This is a genomic window from Paracraurococcus lichenis, from assembly GCF_030657435.1.
GTDB lineage: Bacteria > Pseudomonadota > Alphaproteobacteria > Acetobacterales > Acetobacteraceae > Paracraurococcus > Paracraurococcus lichenis.
On record NZ_JAUTWS010000056.1, the window covers coordinates 13,468 to 33,761 of the forward strand.

Consider the following 20,294-nt stretch of genomic DNA (forward strand, 5'->3'; position numbering starts at 1 on the left):
GGTCCGTCAGGCTGCGGCTTGGATCGCGGGGCGGGCAGGCGCCGGCTGGGCGGCTTCGAACTGCTTCCAATCGATGCCGGCCGCACGAAACCTGGGCCACAGGGCCAGCCACAGTTCCTGCAGTGCGGGGGTGCGGTGCGGGCCTTTCTTGACCGAGAGTGCGGCGGTGAAATGCGAAACCCAGTGGCCGTTGACGCACTCGATCCCGACGAAGTTCACGACCGGATCGTCGTCCGCTATCTCGCAGATGGCGTGGGAATTGGCCGCCAGCGCTTCCATGACGATGGCGCGGACCGTCGCCGGATCGTAGCTCGGGTCGAGGTAGATGCTGCCCTTGACCCGGAAGGCACGCGCCCGGCTCATGTTCTGGATCTCGGCCTCCGACACGCGGTCGTTGGGCAGGGAGATGATCTGGCCGGCTGGATCCTGGATGCGGGTGGTGCGCCAGGTCATGTCGATGACTTCGCCCGAGATCTTATTGATCGAGACGCTGTCGCCCATGTCGAACGGCCGCTCGATGTTCAGGACGATACCAGAGAAGATATTCGCGATGTTGCCCTTGACGGCGAGGCCGATGATCATGGCCGTGAGACCACCAGTCGCCAGCAGGCTGGTAACGGGCTTGTCGAACACGAAGGCGATGATGCCGAAAGCGGCGAAGGCATAGATCACGCCGGCACTGGCCATTCGCACCACGTTGGGGATGCGCCGCCCGGTGCGCCGCTCCAGCGGCACCCACAGGAAGCGCTCCAGCGAGACGGCGAGCAGCCGGGCCGGGACGATCCACCACAGCATGCTGAAACACAGCACGATGTTGCCGGTCACGGCGCCGGTGAAGTTGCGCAGGCTGTAGTCCAGCGCCAGGTTGGCGGTCGCCATCAGCAGCAGCGGCCAGCACACGATGCGCAAGCCAAGCGTCTGCTGGCGCCAGAACTGGCCGCGATCCTTGCGGTCCAGCAGGGCGGCGAGCACCGATCCAACCAGGGCAAAGACGGCGATCAGTAGGAAGGCATCGTGCGACAGCACGTCGCGGGCGGCAAAAGCGTCCGGCTTAAGAATGATCGCCATGGCCAGCACCGAGAACTCGGGCGCCGGCCGGCCGAAGCCGACGAACAGCGGGTCGCCTTCCGAGCCGCGCATGCGGACTTCCTGCGAGATCCAGGCGCGGTCGACCAGCCAGCCGGTCAGCGGCGCCAGCACCTGCGCTTGCTTGAGCGCGGCCAGCAATGGGCTGTCCTCGCCGCCGAGGTTCAGGCCCTTGAGCATGTCCGAAACCGTCCCGACGGCGCCGTCCTTCGCCGGCACGCCGGCATCGGCGCCGATCCGGTCGGCACGCAGCTGGTCGCCGAACTGGCGACGCTGGCTGATGCCCATGCCCAGGATGTCGCTGACATACATCAGGTTGTTGCGGCTGAGCGTGGCGTGGTGGAAAGACAGCCCCACCAACTGGGTGCCGTAGCTGCGCGCCACGTCGGCCGTGTTGATGAAGAAGCGGCCCTTCACCTTGTAGGCGCGATAGTTCATGTCGCCGTCCACCGCCTGCCGTTCCGGCTTGTCGAGTGTGATCGGCTCGACGGCGTTGGTGAAAACGACGTTCTGCGGCTCGGCATTGCCGCGCCAGCGGAACCATACGGTGAACTTGATGGCGGCCGTGTTGCCGTTCAGGTCAAGATTCGCGACCTCATGCACCTTCACGCCGGTATAGACGACGTTGGTCTTGTACATGAACCTGTCGTTGACATAGAGCGCGCGACCGGCGGTGATCTCGCCCAGATAGTTCGAGACGCCTTCCTCGCGGATCGGCGACAGCTGGGTCATCGCGGCAACCAGGTCCGTGCCGTCATAGCTGCCGAGCAAGGGCAGGGCACTGGTGCGCCCGGACTTGTCGAAAAAAGCGGGACCGGCCAGCGTCGCGAAGACGGCGTCGGCCCGATCCTGCGCCTGGAGCCGATTGCGCACGGCGCGGCGCATCTCCTCCAGCGACTTGGCAGGGCTGACCGCTTCAGCAGCGCGACGGGCGGCATCGAAAGCCTCGCCAGCAAGCCAATCCGGGGCGGCCTGGTACTTCTCGGTGTAGGCGGCCTGGAAATTCTGGGCCACGGGCCCCGCCGTGTCGTAGAGCAGCGGGGTGGTGATCAGCGTGCCGTTGAGGGCGGCCTGCGCGGTGCCGGCGCCGTTCCAGCGGCGCTGGAACTGGTCGATAAAGGCGGCGGTGCCGAAATCGCGCAGGGCAACGAAGCGGTTGCGGACACCCTGGATACGAAGCGTCGCCACGAGGTCGGCCGAGGCTTCGGCATCGCGACCGAGCAGCAGCAGCGTGCCGGCAACATTGCGGCCGGTGATGTCGCGCGCGATCTCTTCCAGGCGGGTGCGGCGGTCCGCGCCCTGCGGCGCGTAGGTCCAGCGGAAGAGCACCTTGGTGCCGAAGCGCTGCAACGTCTCGTCGAACGCATCCGCCAGGGCGCGACCGCGGGCGTCGTCCTCGAGGACGATGTTGACGGCCTTCTCACCGACGATGTTGCGAACATAGTTCGCCAGGAACCGGGTTTCCTGAACCTGGTCGGCCAGGGTGTGGAATACCCACGGATTCTCGCTGGCCGGGCTCGACCCAGCCGTCATCAGGGCTGGCAATCGCAGGTCGGCGTAGCTGTGCGACACCGCTTCCGCCGAGCGGTCGGACCAATGGCCGATCGCGGCCACGGCTCCGCTCGCCGCCACCGCCTTGGCGACCGCAGCGCCCCCGAGAGTCTCATCGATCGGGGTCAGGACCAGGCGCCGCGCCGTGCCGCTCGCCGCCGCGTTGCGCTGCTCGATCGCGAGCTGCGCGCCCCGCAGCATGGCCTCGCCCTGACCGGCATCTGGCCCGCTGAGCGGCGCCACCACGACAATCGGTAGGGCATCGCCGCTGGGGTCGGTGAGCAGGAAACGCTGTAGGCCGAGGAAGGCGACGATCCCAAACAGGGATGCCCCCGCCAGCATGGCCAGGAATACATCGCGCTTGGACGCGGTCCTCAGCCAGTGATGAGGCTTGGTGGAGACAGTACCGATGGCGACGCGATCACGCATGAAGCTGATCTACCGAATGATCTTGCACCACCGGATGCGAATGCGATTCCGCATCCGGCAGCACGGCAGCATGATTCGGCAGACTGGTTGACGAAATATTGAACTCGCCCGGCGACTGCACCTCTGTCGAGGTATGCGCCGCTGTGACGCTGCCGGTGGCGGCCTCGACGAGCATGCGGTAGGCGCCACCGTCCTGCAGAGAAGCCGCTGCCGGATCCTGCGCCAGAGTGGGCTCGGCAGCCATCGCGGCGCTGCTGAAGAAGGTTGGCACGAACCCATTGCTGGGTGCTTGCTGCACCACCAGAATGGTCAAGTTCTTGACGAAGCTATTGCCACCGGAGTCGACCGTCTCGACCTGAACCGTGTGGCTGGGTGATTGGTCGTGATCAAGATGCGCGCCGTCCGCGACAACGATCTGGGTCTTGCCACTGACCGTCTGCAGCGCGAAGCGCCCGTCGGCATCGTCGAGCAGGCTGTATGTGAAGCTGCTGCTACTCTCCTTATCGGTTGTGGACAGCATGCCCACCACGGTGCCGTTGGCGCTGTGCTCATAGACCGACACCGCGCTGCCGATGTTACCGGCGTGGACCTCCCAGGCATAGACGCCGGGCTGGTTGACGTTGCTGAAGGTCGTGTTCTGGGCGAACTGCGCGGTGCCGGACCCCTGCACCTCGCCATAATCGGACCCTCCGGCGACCCCGGCCGTCCACCCCGCGGTGGCAAAGCCGCTCGACCCGCCCCAATTCAGCGTGTCGTAACGAAGCTCGATGGCAAAATCGCCAGCGCCCAGATCATGCAGCCGGATCTGGTAGGAGTTGGTCGTCGTGATGCTGGTGTTGTAAGCGCGGACGTTCAGGTAGGTGACGGTGACGACGTCGCTGGTGACGTCGACATAAATGTCTCCACCCTGGCGCGTGTCGACGTCGGTGTACTGCGCCGCCACCATGGGCAGGGTCACCGCCTGGATTCCCTGCGAGTTGAAGCCGGACGAGCCGGTACCGAAGGTGACGTAGCCGTTGGTGCCGACATAGAAGTCGCTGGCGCCGGTGTAGGTAGAGCTGCCCAGGTGAAAGCCGTCGGCGAAGGCTGCTGCGACATCGACCCTGGTGAAGGAATCGTCCGCCTTGGCCAATATCGTCTCGCCATAGCCGGCGGCGCCACCAAGCCCGCCGACTAGGCCATGGCCCGGCGCCAGGCTGTAGCCGATCGTCTGGCCGGCATCGGGCGACAGACTGACATTCGTGATCGTGCTGCGCACGTCGATCGTGAAAGCCGAGTGTGCGGTCAGGCCGGCATCGTCGGTCGCGGTCAGCCGAACCTGAACGGAGCCGACATCCCCGTTCGCCGGCGTGCCGCTGAAGGTCCGCGTGGCGGCGTTGAAGCTCAGCCACGACGGCAGGGCAGACCCGTTCGACAGCGCGGCAGACAGCGCGAGATGGTCGCCGTAGGCCAGGTCGGGATCGCTGAACGTCCCGGCCGGCAGCGTATAGGTGAACGACTGACCCTGAGCAGCGGACTGGTTCGATGGGGCGGTGACCAAGACCGGTGCATCGTTCACATTGAGCACGGTCAGGCCGAACTTGAAGCTTGCGCTCAAGCCATACGAATCCGTTGCCGTGACTTGTATGGGCAAGCTGCCGACCTCCGCGTTGCCCGGCGTGCCGGAGAACGTGCCGGTCGCGGCGTCGAAGCTTAGCCAGCTCGGCAGCGGCGCCCCGTTGGAAAGGGTCACGGACAGGGACAGGTGATCGCCGTAGGCCAGGTCGGGATCGCTGAACGTCCCGGCCGGCAGAGTGAAGGCGAACGCCTGATCTTGCGCGCCGGATTGCGTGGGCGAGGGCGACACGACAATCGGCGCATCGTTCACATTGGCAATGTTGAGCGTGAAGTTCGAACTGGCGGTCAGGCCGGCATCGTCGGTCGCGGTCAGCCGAACCTGGACGGAGCCGACATCCTCGTTTGCCGGCGTGCCGCTGAAGGTCCGCGTGGCGGCGTTGAAGCTCAGCCACGACGGCAGGGCAGACCCGTTCGACAGCGTGGCGGACAGCGTGAGATGGTCGCCGTAGGCCAGGTCGGGATCGCTGAACATCCCGGCCGGCAGGGTATAGGTGAAAGACTGGTCCTGCGTCGCAGACTGGTTCGATGGGCCGGTGATCAAGACCGGTGCATCGTTCACGTTGAGCACGGTCAGGCCGACATTGGAGCTTACGCTCAAGCCATATGAATCCGTTGCCGTGACCCGTATGGTCAGGCTGCCGACCTCCGCGTTGCCCGGCGTGCCGGAGAACGTGCCGGTCGCGGCGTCGAAGCTTAGCCAGCTCGGCAGCGATGCCCCGTTGGACAGGGTGGCGGACAGGGACAGGTGGTCGCCGTAGGCCAGATCGGGATCGCTGAACGTCCCGGCCGGCAGAGTGAAGGTGAATGCCTGATCTTGCGTGGCGGATTGCGTAGGCGGGGGCGATACGACAATCGGCGCATCGTTCACATTGGCAATGTTGAGCGTGAAGTTCGAACTGGCGGTCAGCCCGGCATCGTCGGTCGCGGTCAGCCGAACCTGGACGGAGCCGACATCCCCATTCGCCGGCGTGCCGCTGAAGGTCCGCGTGGCGGCGTTGAAGCTCAGCCACGACGGCAGGGCGGACCCGTTCGACAGCGTGGCGGACAGCGTGAGATGGTCGCCGTGGGCCAGGTCGGGATCGCTGAACGTCCCGGCCGGCAGGGTATAGGTGAAAAACTGGTCCTGCGTCGCGGACTGGTTCGACGGGGCGGTGACCAAGACCGGTGCATCGTTCACGTTAAGCACGGTCAGGCCGACATTGGAGCTTGCGCTCAAGCCATGCGAATCCGTTGCCGTGACCCGTATGGTCAGGCTGCCGACCTCCGCGTTGCCCGGCGTGCCGGAGAACGTGCCGGTCGCGGCGTCGAAGCTTAGCCAGTTCGGCAGCGGCGCCCCGTTGGACAGGGTCGCGGACAGGGACAGATGGTCGCCGTGGGCCAGGTCGGGATCGCTGAACGTCCCGGCCGGCAGGGTATAGGTGAAAAACTGGTCCTGCGTCGCGGACTGGTTCGACGGGGCGGTGACCAAGACCGGTGCATCGTTCACGTTGAGCACGGTCAGGCCGACATTGGAGCTTGCGCTCAAGCCATGCGAATCCGTTGCCGTGACCCGTATGGTCAGGCTGCCGACCTCCGCGTTGCCCGGCGTGCCGGAGAACGTGCCGGTCGCGGCGTCGAAGCTTAGCCAGTTCGGCAGCGGCGCCCCGTTGGACAGGGTCGCGGACAGGGACAGATGGTCGCCGTAGGCCAGATCGGGATCGCTGAACGTCCCGGCCGGCAGGACGAAGTGAAAGGCCTGGTCCTGCACGCCGAATTGGGCCGCAAGCGGCCCTGTTACGACAGGCGCGTCGTTGACATTGGCGACGTCGAGGCTGAAGCCGGTGACCGCGCTGAGGCCGGCCTTGTCGGTTCCGCGTACCAGGATGTGGAGCGGACCGACACCGGCATTCCCAGGCGTTCCGGTGAAGGCGCGTGTCGCCGGGTCGAAGCTGAGCCAGGCGGGCAGGGGCGAGCCGTCGCGCAGCGTGGCAGACAGGGTCAGCCGGTCGCCATAGGCAATATCGGCGTCCGTGACCGCGCCGGCCGGCAGAGAGAAGCTGAACGGCTTGTCTTGAACGGCGGCTTGCCCGGCCACCTTGCCGGCCACCGGCGCAACGTTCAGGTGGGGAACCACCGGCGCCAGGACCGCGACGGGAGCCGTCGTATTGGCCGGCAGCGTCTGCGACAAGGACGCAAGCAGGATGGGCGGCGCCAGCGGGGCAGGGCCCGCGGCCGGCGAAAGGGTGTTGAGCGCCGACTGAAGCAGGACGCTGTCGAACGCCGTCAGGGTGGGCGCCTGCACCGCGGGAGCACTCACCACGGGGGTGCTGGCGGCCGGCGGTGATGCAGTTGGGGCCGCAGCGATGGGCGCTGCCGACGCTTCCGTCATCGCGCCTGCCACCAGGGAAGGAGACGACGGTTGAGCAGGTGATGCGTCCGCAAGATCGGCCACCATCGCACCTGCCACCAGGGAAGGAGGCGACGGTTGAACAGGTGATGCGTCCGCAGGCTCGGCCATCATCGCCGCACTCTGGATGGCCAGTTCGGCGACAGCCAGCGACGCCGCTGCCGATGCCGTTTGCACATCCTTCCCGCTCGCCAGGGCGGCGTTCAGCGCCTCGGCGAAGTCCCCGTTCGCGCTCAGGCTCGCGCCCGTGGCCAGAGCCAACAGCAACTCGCTGGACGGCCCGGAAGATACCCCAGCCGAATGAGTTTGGCTGTTCGCCGCCAGATCGGCCTGGCTCGCCTGCACCAGGGCTGCGGCCAATCCACTGCCCTTGGCCAAGGCTTGGTTCAACGAGGCGGCGAAAGCCTCACCCTGGCCGGCGATCGCCTGTTGCGCGTTCTCGCCCGAGGCGAGCGCCTGCATCAGGGCGGCTTCGGCACTGGGGCTGGCGGCCGCTGCATCCTGGCTGGACTGGGCCGCTTCGGCCGTCTGGGCACTCGCGGCCGCCGCAGCCATCTCTTGCCCGCCCGCCAGAGCCGCGGCCAGAGCGGCGCCAGCGGCGGTGCCGGTCACCCCGGCGGCGGCGAGGGCGGCGGTCACATTGCCGCCCGCCGCCAGGATGGCAGCCACCGCGTCCGCCTGGACCCCATGGCCCGCCGCCGCCGTTTGTTCGGCTTGGCGGACTGCGGCCTGCTCGGCCAGTGCCAAGGCCTCGCCGGCGTCGCTGCCATTGCTGACGGCGGCCTGGAAGGCGGCCAGCATGGCCGCCGCCTGATCCTGAGGAAGATGACCGACCAGCGCCTGCAGCGCCGCATCCGCTGCGTCGCCGCCCGCCGCGAGGGTTGCCGCCAGCGCGGCGCCGGACGTGAGCGGGACCGAGGTCTCCGCGGCAGCGGCCTTGGCGGCGTCGCCGGCCTTCTCGCCGAGGGCGAGGGCGCAGGCCAGGGACGCGCCGTCGGCGGATTCGCAGATGCCGCGATCACCCTTCGCCAGTTCGGCCGCGAGCGCGTCGGCGAAGGCCGCCTTGACCGCCGGACCGACGCCGGCTGCCGCTTCGATCGCCTTGGCAGCTCCCTTGCCGTTGCTCAGGGCGGCTATCAGCGGATAACCGTTGTCCGCCGCGCTTGCCTCCTCGGCCGCCATGTGCTGCTGCAACTGTCTCAATGTCGAGGCGAAAGCCTCTTCCGCGCGAACTCCGCGTGCCAGCGCCTCGGCAACGTCGTGCAGGAAGCGGTCGGCCACCACCGAGGCCTGGTCGGTGTCGCCGCCCAGCTGCCCGACGATCTCCGCCCGGATGGCCGCGAGCGCTTCGGCCGGCGTGCCCTCGGCCAGCCCGGTGACAAGCCGTTCCAGCGCCTCTGGCGGCAGCGAGATGGTCCCGCTCAAAGCTCCGCCTTGATCCAGCGGCTGCTGAGGCGCGTGAGGTTGTCGGTCGACATCCTGGCCTGGCACAGAATCTCGACGCCTTCCGCCCAGCGCGGGTTCAGCTGATCGATCACCGAGATTGTGCTGTTGGCCAGCTTGGCATCCGAGATCTCGGACGCCAAGCTGGACAAGGCATAGCCTTCGCAGTTCCAGTCGATCAGGCCGGAGCCCGGCTCATAGACATCGCCGAAGATCTCCTCGCCCAGTCGGTCGCGCAGGGCCCGATCGAACGGATCGGCTGCGTGATCGACCTGCGGGATGAAATGTCGGAACAGGAGCGGCATGTAGCGATAGGAGCGGAACCCGATCGCGCTGTAATGCCAGTACCACGTGATGTCCGGATCGGCGCCCCGCATCTCGCGCCCCATCAGCGCGATGAGGCCACGAATCAGCGCCGAGCTGCCCCAATGCTCCTTCAGGGCGAAGCAGTGGCCGGTATAGAACAGGCCGACGCGGCGCCCTGCGATGACGGCCTCCTGCTGATAGAGATTGGCAAAGCCGACAATCGGCCCGTCGGCGTCATCGTGCATCAGGATGCAATGCCGGCTCTTGCCGCACTCCTCCCTGAAGAAGTCCAGCCCGTAGCCGGTGAACCAGATCAGGCAGATGCCGTAGAGCGTCTCCCACTGGTCTTCGCTCAGCGAGGCCGTGGGGACGACGTGAATGGTGATCCTTCCGGCATCTTCAATCGGCAGGCTCATGGCCTGGGTTGGGCGGCGAGATAGGTCGCGGCGCCCTGTTCGCGTACCGCGCCGCAAATGTCTTCATAGTTGCAGGTCAGCTCTTCGCCCGCCGCAATGTCGCGCCTGGCGCGGAACCGCCGATAGTCGCCGGGCGTCACCGGCTCGACATTCGGCTGGTCGGAATGGTTCATGAAGCGGCTATCGTCGCCGAAGATCAGCAATCCGTCCTCGACGGCGCAGACATGCTCCGTGGCCAACCGGGCGAGCACCGGATACAGGGCCAGCAGTTCGGGATCCTCCGGGATGATCCGGTCGACCCGATCGTCGAACTGCCAGACGGGAGTGCCGGCCGCGACCGGGGCCGGGGCGAACAGGCCCAGCCCGTGAATGGGGCTGGACCTCAGGACGGCGTCCACCAGCAGCGGCATCGCTCGCGCTCCTTCCTCGGCCGCGTCAGGCGGCGGCGTTCAGCACGGGCGCCGGCGCGGCGGCGACGCCGAGGCTCTCGGCATCTTCCATGAACTGCTCGGCGATGGTGACGCCGGGGTTGCTGATGCATACCCCGACGTAATCACGCAGCTGCGGCGGCGCCTCAAAGCCTTCCTCCAGCAAACGGCTGTTGTCGAAGGCGACGTCCTGGGCGGTGAAGCGGTGGTACTTGCGGGCGCCCATCGCCATCGAGCGGTTGATTGCCGTGCGCTGCGGGAAGGCGCGCCTGAAGGCCTCGTTGAACGGCGCCCAGCCCTCTTCGGCGCGATAGTCGAAGTGCGCGTAGGGGCGGGCAATGCTGTCGTGGCCGACGGCAGCGAAGGCGTCGGCGAACTCGGTCCAGGTCGTGCGGGAGCCGAGGCCAGCCGAGACATGATACAGCTTGTGCTTCAGGTCCGGCTTGTTCAGCAGGTCGTGCAGGCGGGAAGCCGTCCAGTCGACCGGCACGATGTCGATGAAGCCGTCCTTCTTGCAGGGCACGATGCCGGTGGCGTCGACCAGGCGGAAGAACCAGAAGATGCTGGAGCTTGGCTGGCAACCGATCCGGCTATGACCGGCGACGATCGACGGGCGGGCGACGATGATCGGCATGTCGGGGAAGCCGGCGAGCAGCGCGCGCTCGGCCGCCGCCTTGCTGCGGGTGTATTCGTTGATGTGCGGCGCCCCGTGGACGGGGGGCGGCCCCTCCTGCACCATCTCGTAATGGCGGCTCTCGCCGACACAGAAGGCGGTCCCGACATGCAGGAAGCGCGTCAGGCCGGGCATGCGGCGGGCGCGCGCCGCCAAAGCCAGGGTGCCGTCGACATTGATGTGCCAGACCGAGGTGCGGCTGTCGAAGGAGGTGTCAGCGGCGACATGCACGATCCGCGTCACCTGGTCGAGGCGGGGATCGATGCTGGTCGCCAGCGAGGCCAGGTCGCCGGGGATGATGCCGCAGGCGCTGGCGGCCAGCTCGGCGGTCGCGCCGTCGCTGTGCTTGGTCAGGTTGCGCGCCAGCCGCGTCCGGCAGGCCTCCTCATTCGCGCCGCGCACCAGAAGCAGGTATTTGCCCGCCTCGCCCCTCCGGAAAGCTTCCAAATAGAAGGCGCCACCGAGGAAGCCCGTGGATCCGGTGAGCAGGATCATAGCGAGAATACCCTTTGCCCGGGGCCGCGTGGACGGCCTGGAGATTGTAGAAGCGGGTACCGTGGTGCCCGGAAGCTCTCAGCCGTTGTCCACGCCTGTGCTACGGGTCGGACCATAAACTCGATTCGTAAAGGATATATTGACGAGAGCCCCTGGATCTCCTCGGATTATGGCTGGAGGCCGGCGTGGTGGTTGTGCTCGTGTTGACGGGCGCGCGTACGCACGGCGGCCCCGACGAGTGTCAGCCCGCCCAAGGCGCCGCGCGGGCGCACGTGGTTGTAAAACTTGACGCCTGAACGCCCACAGGAGCGGAGGCTGTTGCATCCGTGGCATCCCTGAAGTGGGCCTCGGTCCACGTTCATGAGACTGCCGCCGCTACCGCTCGACAGGCTGGCGAACAACATTGCAAACTGTGGATAAATCGGCTTGAGAGGCGGACAGGTGCGGAACATCGTACTGGCGGCGGGGTATATGGCCTTGCTGGCAACGGCAGGTTGTGAAAGCAACCGTCTGGGCAGCGGATCCGCCATCAGCGGCGGTGCGGGCGCACAGGCCGGGCCAGGGATCGGTGCCTTGCTGGACGCCCGCGACCGTGAGCGCGCCCAGGCGGCGCAACTTGCCATGCTGCGCCAGCCCTTGCCGCCCGCCTTCTATCAGGCGAGTTACAACGCCGCACCGCGCTACAGCCAAACGCCCGCCTACGACCGTTCCCTACCGGTTGGACCCATTGCACGCGTCACGCCGCCCAGCCGTTCGCGCGACACCGCGACCGGCAGCGACGCCGCGCCCGCACCGGCCACCGGAGGCGGCGGGCGGTTGCCGGGTGTGCCGCGCGCGCCCAACCAGCAATGGGTATCAGACCATTCTGACGCGAGCGGCACAGTAACGATAATCAGCGCGACCGCGGCGACCGCAAAGCAGGGCGAGTGCCGCACCATCCGCGAGGACGTGAAGGCCGCGAACGGCCAGCGTCAGAGCGAAACCAGCACTCACTGCGAGACAACCGCCGGTGCTGGCGACTTCCGAAAAATCTAGGACAGCGTCAGGCTGCGGAGCCGCGAAAGCGGCCCGCCGCCTTGCCGACCAGCAGCGTGAACACTCCGGCGCCTGAAGGCGACGGAGTGTTCACGAAGCCATCGTTCCCGATAGCAGTCCCACCTTGGCTGAGGGCCTGCAGCACGCCACAACGCTTTCGGCACAGGACCGGTTCGGCCGACCGCAGTGGTGCGGTGTCCCACTCTCACCCGACTTGAACAGTGCCTTCGGAAAGATCGTTTCGGGACAATAGGTTAGCCCAGCCTCTCCGGGACTGCCTCACGTTTGGGGGTCAGGCGGCGGCAGCCAAGGTCGGTTCGTTGTCGTTTGCTGGCGCGAACCGCTGCCCGAAGGCGGAATCGAAGGTGCCGTTGTACACAGCGCAGCGGACCTGCAGCAGGAGATCGGCACCCCGTCGGCTCCAACGCATCTGTTGGGACTTGTTCATTCGACGGTTCACCAGGAAGTTGGCCGTCCCCTCGGTGATCGCGGTCCCGACCCGCAGGCCGGCACGGTGACGCTCGGCGTAGTTGACGGTCCAGTCGGCCTGGCTGACCAGATAGCGGTCTAGCGCCAACAGTGGGCGTGGTTCGAAATCGGGTCACACGCGAAACTGGGTTGGCGCTGCCGGGGTGGGTGATGGCACCCTCGGGTTTTCACCGGTGAGGCGAGTATGGACCGAGGTGTTGGCGCGGCGGTCAGGCTGCCCGAGAGCGGCCGCAAGGAGCTCGCCATCCAGGCCCTGGCCGGCACCGAGACGCTCAGCGACCTGGCCGCCCAGCACGGGGTCAGCCGCAAGTTCGTCTACCAGCAGACGCAGAAAGCCACTGCGGCGCTGGACGAGGCCTTCTCGCCCGTCGTGCGGGACGATGAGGTGCTGTTCGAGCTGGCGGTGACCAAGACTTGGCTGCGCCAGGTGATCGTCGCCCTGCCGCTGATCTGCCGCAGATCGTACCGCGGCGTCGTCGAGTTCCTGCGCGACCTGCTGGGCCTGCCCGTCAGCCTGGGCCAGGTCCATGACGTCCTCCAGGCGGCCACGCGACAGGCGAGTGCGGTCAACGAGGAGCCAGACCTGTCGGGCATCCGGGTGGGCCTGCACGACGAGATCTTCCAGGGCGCCACGCCCGTGCTGGCCGGCGTCGATGCCCGGTCCACCTACTGCTACCTCTTGGTGGCAGAGCAGCATCGTGACGCCGACACCTGGGGCGTGCACCTGCTCGATGCTGCCGAGCGGGGCCTGCGCCCCGACTACACCATCGCCGATGCCGGCCGGGGCTTGCGCGCCGGGCAGCAGGCGGCCTGGGGCGACACGCCGTGCCATGGCGACGTGTTCCACATCCAGCGCCGGAGCGAGGGCCTGGCCAACACGCTGTCGCGCCTCGCCGCGGGCGCCACGTCCCGGCGCAAGACGCTGCAAGCTGGAATCAGCCGCGCCGGTCAGCGGGATCCAGACGGCAAGGTTGACGTCCAGCTCGAGCAGGCTCGCCATACTGAGGTGCGGGCGTCATGCCTCGCCCGTGACGTGCGAACGCTCGTGCAGTGGCTGCGCCACGACGTCCTGGCCCTGGCCGGCCCAGACCTGGCAACGCGGCGAGAGCTGTTCGACTTCATCGTCGTGGAGCTGATGGCCCGCGAGCTCGAGGACCAGCGACGCATCCGCCCAGTGCGCGTCGCCCTGCAGAACCAGCGCGACCACCTGCTCGCCTTCGCCGGCGTGCTCGACATCGAGTTGGCCACCATCGCGCGCGCCTACGCCGTCCCCGAGCCTCTCGTGCGCAGCGCGTGCATGCTGCATCGTCTGCCCACCACCTCACCGGCATACTGGCAGAGCTGGACCGAGCTACGCGCGCGGATGGGAGGCAAGTTTCACGTCCTGCTCGACGCTGTGCTCCAGATCATGGCCGGCACTCCGCGCAGCAGCTCGCTTGTAGAGAACCTCAACTCGCGGCTGCGCACCTACTTCACCTTGCGCCGCCATCTCGGGGGCGCATACCTGGACCTGCTCCGCTTCTTCCTGAACCACCGCCGCTTCCTGCGCAGCCGGCATGCCGAGCGCCAGGACAAGAGCCCGCGGGAGCTGATGACCGGCCAGGGCCATCCACACTGGCTCACCCTGCTCGGCCTGGGACCGCTTCAGCCCCGGCGGGCTTGACGCGAGGGAGGCTGGTCGCCTCCCGCACAGGGCACATCGGACGTCGACATCCGGCCCGCACAGGCACGGCGCTCTTCGTGCGCCCGTGTAACCCAAAAATGGCCGCTTCTGAACCACGCCCGAGGTACGGTCGATGCATTGGGGGATTGTGGGATCCGCCGCTGGCTTGCGGAAAGCCCGCATTATCAGAGGTGAGCCGTCGCGCTGGCGCTATCCCCGCCGCGCGTCTCTCAGCCATCATCAACGGCCAGATTGATCCCGTCTTCCTGAGCTCAAATCGCCAAGACAGCACTTCGGGTAGATCAACCTGCCGCTGCGACATGGTCCCTCCCGCACGGCAGTGCCGGTTCACGTCGGAGCAACACCTCCATCTCACAGACCAAGCCGGACGGTTCCCAGGCGAGGGACACACGTCCGCCGAGCTGAGAGCGGACCGTGCTGTCCAGAACCCGGCTGCCGAAGCCTCGGCGCACCGGCGCGTGCCGGACGGGTGGTCCATCAGTCTCCGTCCCCGTCCAGCGCAGCCGCAGCGTCTCACCAGCGGCGTTCCGGTCCAGGCACCACGACACGGCGACACGGCCGGCAGGCACCGAGAGCGCACCGTACTTGACCGCATTCGTCGCCAGTTCATGGATCGCCATGGCCAATGGCTGGGCGGCACCGGGGGGGAGCGCCACGGACGGGCCATTCAGATCGGCCCCGGAACCCGGGCCGCAATCCGTGACGTCGGCAGCGGCGACCAGGAACGGTGCAAGCTCGCCACGGAGCAGTGCATGCAGGTCGGCGCCGTGCCAGCGGTCCTCGGCCAGTAGCGTCTGCGCCCGCGCCAGCGCCGCCACGCGCCCCTCCACCGCTCGAGCGTATACCGCCGCGTCGTCCTTCGGCGTCAGCCGCAGCACCGCCAGCACCACCGCCAGGGCGTTCTTCGCCCTGTGGTCCACTTCACGCGCCATCAGTGTCTGCCGCGCTTCAGCACGCACCCGCTCAGCCGCCGCCCAAACGCGCTCGGCAGCGCCTCGCGCGAACGCGACCTCCTCCTCCGTCCAGGCGCGGGGTGCTGCTTCGTGAACGAACAGGAGCGCAGTGACTCGCCCACCCTCAACGACCGGAACCTGCAACGAGGCACGCACCCCAACAGCGATGTACGCCGCAGCGTAGGCTGCCGTCCGAGGGTCGGCGACCACGTCGGCAACGAGCACCGCCTCGCCGCGCCGCATCGCATCGGCGAAGTTTGTCCAGAACTCGGCCAGGGGCCATTCGCCCACCACGCTCGCCACCTCGGGCGCGGTCCAATCACGCTCGATGCGCACCATCTCTTCAGTGTTGTCCACCCGCCCATAGCCGACCCGCGCTGCGCCGAGCGCTCGACCGATCACCTCGGCTGCCGTCTGTGCGATGCTGGCAGGATCTCGAAGGCTGTGCAGGCGGTCGCCCAGTTCGACCAGCGCAGCGAGGCGCGCCTCGGCCTGTATGCGATCGTGGATGTCCTCAATCGTGCCATACCACCGTACAACCTGTCCGGCGGCGTTCCGGCGGGGGAAGGCGCGCACTCGCCACCAGCGGTACATGCCATCAGCCATGCGCAGCCGTATAACTACGTCGTATGGATCGCCGGTCGCGACCGACTGCGTCCAGGCCGCGGCCATTACCGGCAGATCCTCGGGATGTGGCACCTGCTGCCAGCCCTCGCCGAGTGCCGCTTGGTGTGTCAGCCCGGTCGCCTCCAACCAGCGTTGGCTGAAGCCGATGATCCGGCCTTGCGGATCAGCCGTCCATGGGATCTGCGGTACGCGTCGTGACGACCCCACGGCATTGGGTGCTTGACGCTGGCGGGGAGTTTGCGGGTGCGGCGGGCGACTACGACGCGTGCTGGCGCCAGTAGGCGCGGATGGCGCGGACGGCCTCGGGGATGTGGTGGTATGCCTGGGCGGCATGCGCCAGCTTCTCGGGCTGGCCCTCAAGGAGGCGCTCGACAGTCTCGGTGGCGTCGCAGGTGATGATGGGCAGCATGAGCCCGACGAGGTCCTCGCGCTCGAGCATGGGTCGCCAGGCTGTCGGCCAGCGCTTGACGGCGAACATGAAGCCGGCGGCCCAGGGCTGTGCGATGACGGTGCCGTCGTCGGTGCGTAGGTAGAGCGGCTGCCAGCGTCGGCCACCATCGAGCGCCAGCATGCGGCGGACTGCCTCGTGGTGGTCGAGCACGGCCTGGACAGCGGCGAGGCCCATCGGTGTCGTTGGAAGGTTCGGGCCGAAGATCACCCGCAGCCAGGCCTCGGTCTCGATGCGCTCGGGGCCGGCGAGGAGGGCGGCGCAGAAGCCGTCGATGGAGGTCACGGTCCAGTTGCGGCGGGCGATGTCGGGCTGGTCCGCGAGCCAGGTGTCGAGATCGTCGAGCGAGAGGGCCGGGCTGCGGCTGCGGCGTCGGCTCATGCCGCGGCGGCGGGCTGGGCGTCGCGCCAGGTCCAGGGCAGCAGGGTGTGCAGCGCCTTGCTGCTGACCTCGCTGCGGACCATGCGCTCCAGCACGTCGGTGAGCCAGACCTGCGGGTTGACGCCGTTCAGAATGGCGGTGCGGACCAGGGTCGTGGCGATCGCCCAGGTGTCGCCCCCGCCCTCGCTGCCGGCGAAGAGCGCGGCGCGGCGCGTCTTGGCCACCGGCCGGATTTCCCGCTCGACCGTGTTCGTATCCATCTCCAGCCGGCCGTCCTCGAGGTAGCAGCAGAGCCCCTCCCAGTGCCGCAGACCATAGCGGATCGCGGTGGCCAGGGCCGAGCCCTGGCTGACCTTGTCCAGTTGCGCCTCCAGCCAGGGGCGCAGCGCCTGGACCAGCGGTGCGCTGCGGGCCTGACGCACCGCCCGTCGTGCCTCGGGTGCCTGGCCGCGGATCTCGCGCTCGATGTCATAGAGCGCCCCGATGCGCAGCAGGGCTTCGGCGGCGATCGGCGAGCCGTTGTGAGCGTGGATCTTGTGAAAGCGCCGGCGCAGGTGGCTCCAGCAGAAGGCGAGCGTGACCGCGCCGCCCCGGCGCTGGTTGGCGAGCCTGCGGAAACCGCGATAGCCGTCCACCTGTAGGGTGCCGCTGAACCCAGCAAGATGGGCCGCCGGTCTGGCCGCCTTGCGATCGCGGGCATAGATATAAGCCACGGCCGGCGGGCCATGTCCGAGCGAGGCACGGTCATCGGCCGCGTAGCACCAGAGCCGGCCCTCGCGCGTTCGGCCGAGGCCACGCTCCAGGGTGGGCAGTGGCGTGTCGTCAGCGAACACCCGGGCGTGCCCGACCACATGGTCGAGGATGAGATCACGCAGCGGGCGCAGCCACCAGCAGGCCTGACCGACCCAGTCGCACAGCGTGGCGCGGTCGAGCTGGATGCCCTGCCGGGCCAGGATCTGACATTGGCGATAGAGCGGGAGGCCGTCGCCGTACTTGGCCACCAGCACCTGAACCACCAGCGCCTCGGTAGGCAGGCCACCGGTGACGATGCGCGCTGGCGCCGGCTGCTGGTGTACCCCATCCTCGCAGCGCCGGCAGGCATAGCGAGGCCGGACAGTCACCACCACCCGGAGCTGGGCAGGCACGACGTCAAGCCGCTCGGCGCGGTCCTCGCCGATGCAACGCATCTCCTCGCGGCAGCACGGGCAGTGACGATCGGCAAGGTTCAGCACCTGCTCGATCCGCTCGAGGTGTGCCGGCAGGCGGCCACGGTTGCGACGCCGCTCGGAGCGCGGCTTATGGTCACGTGGCGGCTGATTGTCGTTGCTCGCCGGCGGTGGAGCGGATGGCGCCCCGCCGAGAGCCAAGGCTAGCTGCCCGGGATCGACCCGCTCGGCACTCTGGCCGAAGCGGTCCCGGCGCAGGTCGTGGATGATCTGCTCCAGCGCCGCGATGCGCGCCTCAGCTGCGGTGAGCGAGGCGCGCAGCTGCGCGACCTCCTCCGCTGCATCACCGCTGCTGTTGGCATGATCCTCGGGCACGCCGAAATTGTCGCCGACCTGCCCGCGTCGGACCAAGCAAAAGCAGCACGCTACGGCATCACGCTGCCGTAGGTCGCCACTCCCGCTGCACCGATCGCCATTCCAGGCCCTCCAACAGCAAGGAAGCCTGCGCAGGCGACAACGTGACGGATCCGGTCGACGTCATGGGCCAGGGGAAATGCCCATGCTCGAGCCGCCGCACCAGCAGGCTGAGCGCGACGCCGTCATGCCAGAGCGCCTTGAGCGACCGACCCCTGCGGCCGCGGAAGAGGTAGACCGCGCCATCGAATGGATTGGTACCGAGCGACTGCTGCACCAGCGTGGAAAGCCGGTCCATCCCAGCCCTCATATCCGTCACGCCGCAGGCCAGGTAGACCCGCGTACCGGGAGGTGGCCCGATCATGGCGCCCGCACCGCCGACAGCACGCGTCGCAACGCGGCCTCGTCGACGTCCCGCCCGACCCGAACCGTCGCGCCGCAGGGCAGGGCAACCTCGATCCGCCCCGCGCTGTGATCATCCGTCGCGGCTGACATCTCCGGCGGTGGCGCAAGTGGTTCCGCCTCGGCCATGGGCGAAGACGGCGCTACCGTCACCTCCGCGAAGGCGGGTACTGGCATGCCGCCCAGCTCGCCCCGCTGCATTTGCCGCCGCCAAGCGTAGATCAGCCCCGTGCCGATACCCCAGCGCCGGGCCACCTCGGTCACCAGCGCTCCAGGCTGCATAGCCTCCGCCACGATCAGCTGTTTCTGCTCGTCCGACCACATCCGGCGCCGTTCGCCGCGGGTCACCACCTCCACTACCTCGCTGCGAGTACCCATACGCGCACTCTTATGCGCACTCGTGGTCTCTACGTCCGCCTCCATGCTTGCCTCCGTCAGCCAGAGACCGACATCACGCCCTCAAGGCCGGGGCGTGTCGCCAGATGGGGTCGTCACGACGCGTACGATCTGCGGGTTCAGCGCGACCGTGTGCCGCAGGTCGTCCTCGGCCTCACCCAGTGCGGCCAAGGCCCGTCCGCGGTCTCCTTCCCGTTCGGCAAGGGCAGCCGCCATCCGGTCGAAGGCGGCCCCGAGGTCGCGCATGGAGCCCGCATGCCGACCGAGGTCGGACCGTGCTGCCAAATCGCCACCGCCGACGCGGTCGGCAGCCGCCATAAGCCGCGCAAGGGGCACCAGCACAAACCGGCGCGCCCCCAGGGTGCCAGCCCCGAGCGCCAGCACGGCACCGAAAGACAGGGCGAGGACGGTGCTCTCGGTGAGCTGGCGCAGGTCGGCCAGGGCACGGTCCTGATCAAGGCCTGCCGCAACCACGATCCCGCCGAGCGCCGGGTCGGGCGGTACCGCGCCGAACAGACGTGCCACGCCGTCGGGGCCGGCTGCCACGACCGCAATCGGCGCGGGCACCTGCAACGCAGCGCGCAACACCGCAGGCGCTGGGCGGCCCACCCAATCATTGAGGACGGGACGGCCGTCCTCAACGCCCGCCGCGACCGTCCCTGAGGGATCGAGCAACACGGCGAGCGCGCCGGAAGGCAACGCCGCGGCTGCGAGCTGCGCAGCAAGCCGGGTTTGGTCCAAACTGGCCAGGACGATGCCCCCGAGTTCCCCGGTCGGCCGCCGGAAGGGCAGCGCAAAATGGAGGCTGCGCCGGCCGGTAGCGACCCCGGTGACGAGGTCGCCCGCGGCGAAGCCGCCGGAGGTCATCGCACGCTGATGGTAGGCGCGGGCGGCGTTGCTGTATGCGCCCGGTGCAGCCCCACCGCTGTTGCACAGGATGGAGCCGTCCGCATCATTGACGGCCAGCAGGGCGTAGCTCGGGAATTGCCGTGCCACTGCTTGCAGATAGGTGGTGCATGCCTGGACATCGGCATTGCGGATCGCCGGTATTTCGGCAAGCGCTACCAGGAGCTGTCGCACGCCTTCGGCCGTGCGGACCAGGTCCGCCTGCAGGGCACGAGAGTACGCCACGGCCTCGGCCTGGAGTTCTGCGTCACGGCGGCGCCACTGCTGGAGGCCAGTCCAAGTCTGGACGGCAAGCGGAGGTAGCAGGGCAAGCGCGATCAGCAGTCTCAGGCGCGTAGCGAGTTTCACCTCGAACGTGCTCCGCCACTGACTTCCGACGGCATTTCCGCCCGGAGGCCACGTCCGAGGCGCGAGTTCCGTACCCTGCTCAACAGCGTCACCTCAGCATCGCCGCTTACCGCGCAACGCGGGCCTTCCCTGCGGCTGCCAGTGGGTCCACCTCATCCCTTCCCCGCTCCTGCTCCTCCAGGAGTCGAAGAGCAGCGCGAACCACCTCGCTCTGG

The 20,294-nt window shown here is 68.0% G+C and carries 14 protein-coding genes; 2 read left to right on the forward strand and 12 right to left on the reverse strand.

What is annotated here, in order from left to right; translation table 11 throughout:
• Positions 1-6 precede the first annotated feature (6 nt).
• Genes Q7A36_RS30615 through Q7A36_RS30635 form a run of 5 tightly spaced genes read right to left on the reverse strand, consistent with a single transcriptional unit; the run spans position 7 to position 10,830 of the window.
• A complete protein-coding gene (locus Q7A36_RS30615) occupies positions 7-3,066 on the reverse strand; it encodes an ABC transporter substrate-binding protein (RefSeq protein ID WP_305107582.1) in 3,060 nt (1,019 codons plus the stop codon).
• Complete coding sequence (locus tag Q7A36_RS30620) at positions 3,059-8,494, reverse strand: putative Ig domain-containing protein (protein ID WP_305107583.1); 5,436 nt, start codon at positions 8,492-8,494, stop codon at positions 3,059-3,061. Before Q7A36_RS30620 ends, Q7A36_RS30615 begins: the two co-directional genes overlap by 8 nt.
• On the reverse strand, positions 8,491-9,234 hold the full coding sequence (locus Q7A36_RS30625) for a hypothetical protein (protein WP_305107584.1): 744 nt from the start codon (positions 9,232-9,234) through the stop codon (positions 8,491-8,493). The genes Q7A36_RS30620 and Q7A36_RS30625 overlap by 4 nt, the downstream gene beginning before the upstream one ends.
• Positions 9,231-9,644 (reverse strand): SET domain-containing protein, encoded by a 414-nt coding sequence (locus Q7A36_RS30630; protein ID WP_305107585.1) that lies wholly within the window; start codon positions 9,642-9,644, stop codon positions 9,231-9,233. Before Q7A36_RS30630 ends, Q7A36_RS30625 begins: the two co-directional genes overlap by 4 nt.
• Positions 9,645-9,669: 25 nt before the next feature.
• Positions 9,670-10,830, reverse strand: coding sequence for an SDR family oxidoreductase (locus Q7A36_RS30635; protein ID WP_305107586.1), 1,161 nt, complete (start codon positions 10,828-10,830; stop codon positions 9,670-9,672).
• Positions 10,831-11,271: 441 nt separating this feature from the next.
• On the opposite strand from Q7A36_RS30635, the gene Q7A36_RS30640 reads away from it, so the two are divergent.
• Entirely contained in the window at positions 11,272-11,865 is a 594-nt protein-coding gene (locus Q7A36_RS30640; RefSeq protein ID WP_305107587.1) for a hypothetical protein, read from the forward strand.
• 292 nt (positions 11,866-12,157) lie between these two features.
• Here the strand turns inward: Q7A36_RS30640 and Q7A36_RS30645 are convergent, their stop codons facing one another.
• On the reverse strand, positions 12,158-12,442 hold the full coding sequence (locus tag Q7A36_RS30645) for a hypothetical protein (protein WP_305107588.1): 285 nt from the start codon (positions 12,440-12,442) through the stop codon (positions 12,158-12,160).
• A 96-nt stretch (positions 12,443-12,538) separates the two neighbouring features.
• On the opposite strand from Q7A36_RS30645, the gene Q7A36_RS30650 reads away from it, so the two are divergent.
• Positions 12,539-14,017 carry a hypothetical protein gene (locus Q7A36_RS30650; protein ID WP_305107589.1) on the forward strand — a complete coding sequence of 493 codons (1,479 nt, stop codon included), beginning with the start codon at positions 12,539-12,541 and terminating at the stop codon, positions 14,015-14,017.
• Positions 14,018-14,319: 302 nt separating this feature from the next.
• Here the strand turns inward: Q7A36_RS30650 and Q7A36_RS30655 are convergent, their stop codons facing one another.
• The 6 genes from Q7A36_RS30655 to Q7A36_RS30680 all read right to left on the reverse strand — a co-directional run bounded on the left by Q7A36_RS30655 (position 14,320) and on the right by Q7A36_RS30680 (position 20,079).
• Positions 14,320-15,951 (reverse strand): PAS domain-containing protein, encoded by a 1,632-nt coding sequence (locus Q7A36_RS30655; protein WP_305107590.1) that lies wholly within the window; start codon positions 15,949-15,951, stop codon positions 14,320-14,322.
• The gene (locus tag Q7A36_RS30660; protein WP_305107591.1) at positions 15,875-16,447 is read right to left on the reverse strand and encodes a YecA/YgfB family protein; all 573 of its coding nucleotides are present in this window, start codon (positions 16,445-16,447) and stop codon (positions 15,875-15,877) included. The genes Q7A36_RS30655 and Q7A36_RS30660 overlap by 77 nt, the downstream gene beginning before the upstream one ends.
• Positions 16,444-17,988, reverse strand: a complete 1,545-nt coding sequence (tnpC, locus tag Q7A36_RS30665) for an IS66 family transposase (RefSeq protein WP_370655728.1) — start codon at positions 17,986-17,988, stop codon at positions 16,444-16,446. Before tnpC ends, Q7A36_RS30660 begins: the two co-directional genes overlap by 4 nt.
• A gap of 58 nt (positions 17,989-18,046) precedes the next feature.
• Entirely contained in the window at positions 18,047-18,391 is a 345-nt protein-coding gene (gene tnpB, locus Q7A36_RS30670) for an IS66 family insertion sequence element accessory protein TnpB (RefSeq protein WP_305107592.1), read from the reverse strand.
• Positions 18,388-18,807: an IS66-like element accessory protein TnpA gene (gene tnpA, locus Q7A36_RS30675; RefSeq protein ID WP_305107593.1), complete on the reverse strand. Its 420-nt coding sequence runs from the start codon at positions 18,805-18,807 to the stop codon at positions 18,388-18,390. The genes tnpB and tnpA overlap by 4 nt, the downstream gene beginning before the upstream one ends.
• Positions 18,808-18,888: 81 nt before the next feature.
• On the reverse strand, positions 18,889-20,079 hold the full coding sequence (locus Q7A36_RS30680) for a PDC sensor domain-containing protein (RefSeq protein ID WP_305107594.1): 1,191 nt from the start codon (positions 20,077-20,079) through the stop codon (positions 18,889-18,891).
• Positions 20,080-20,294 lie beyond the last annotated feature (215 nt).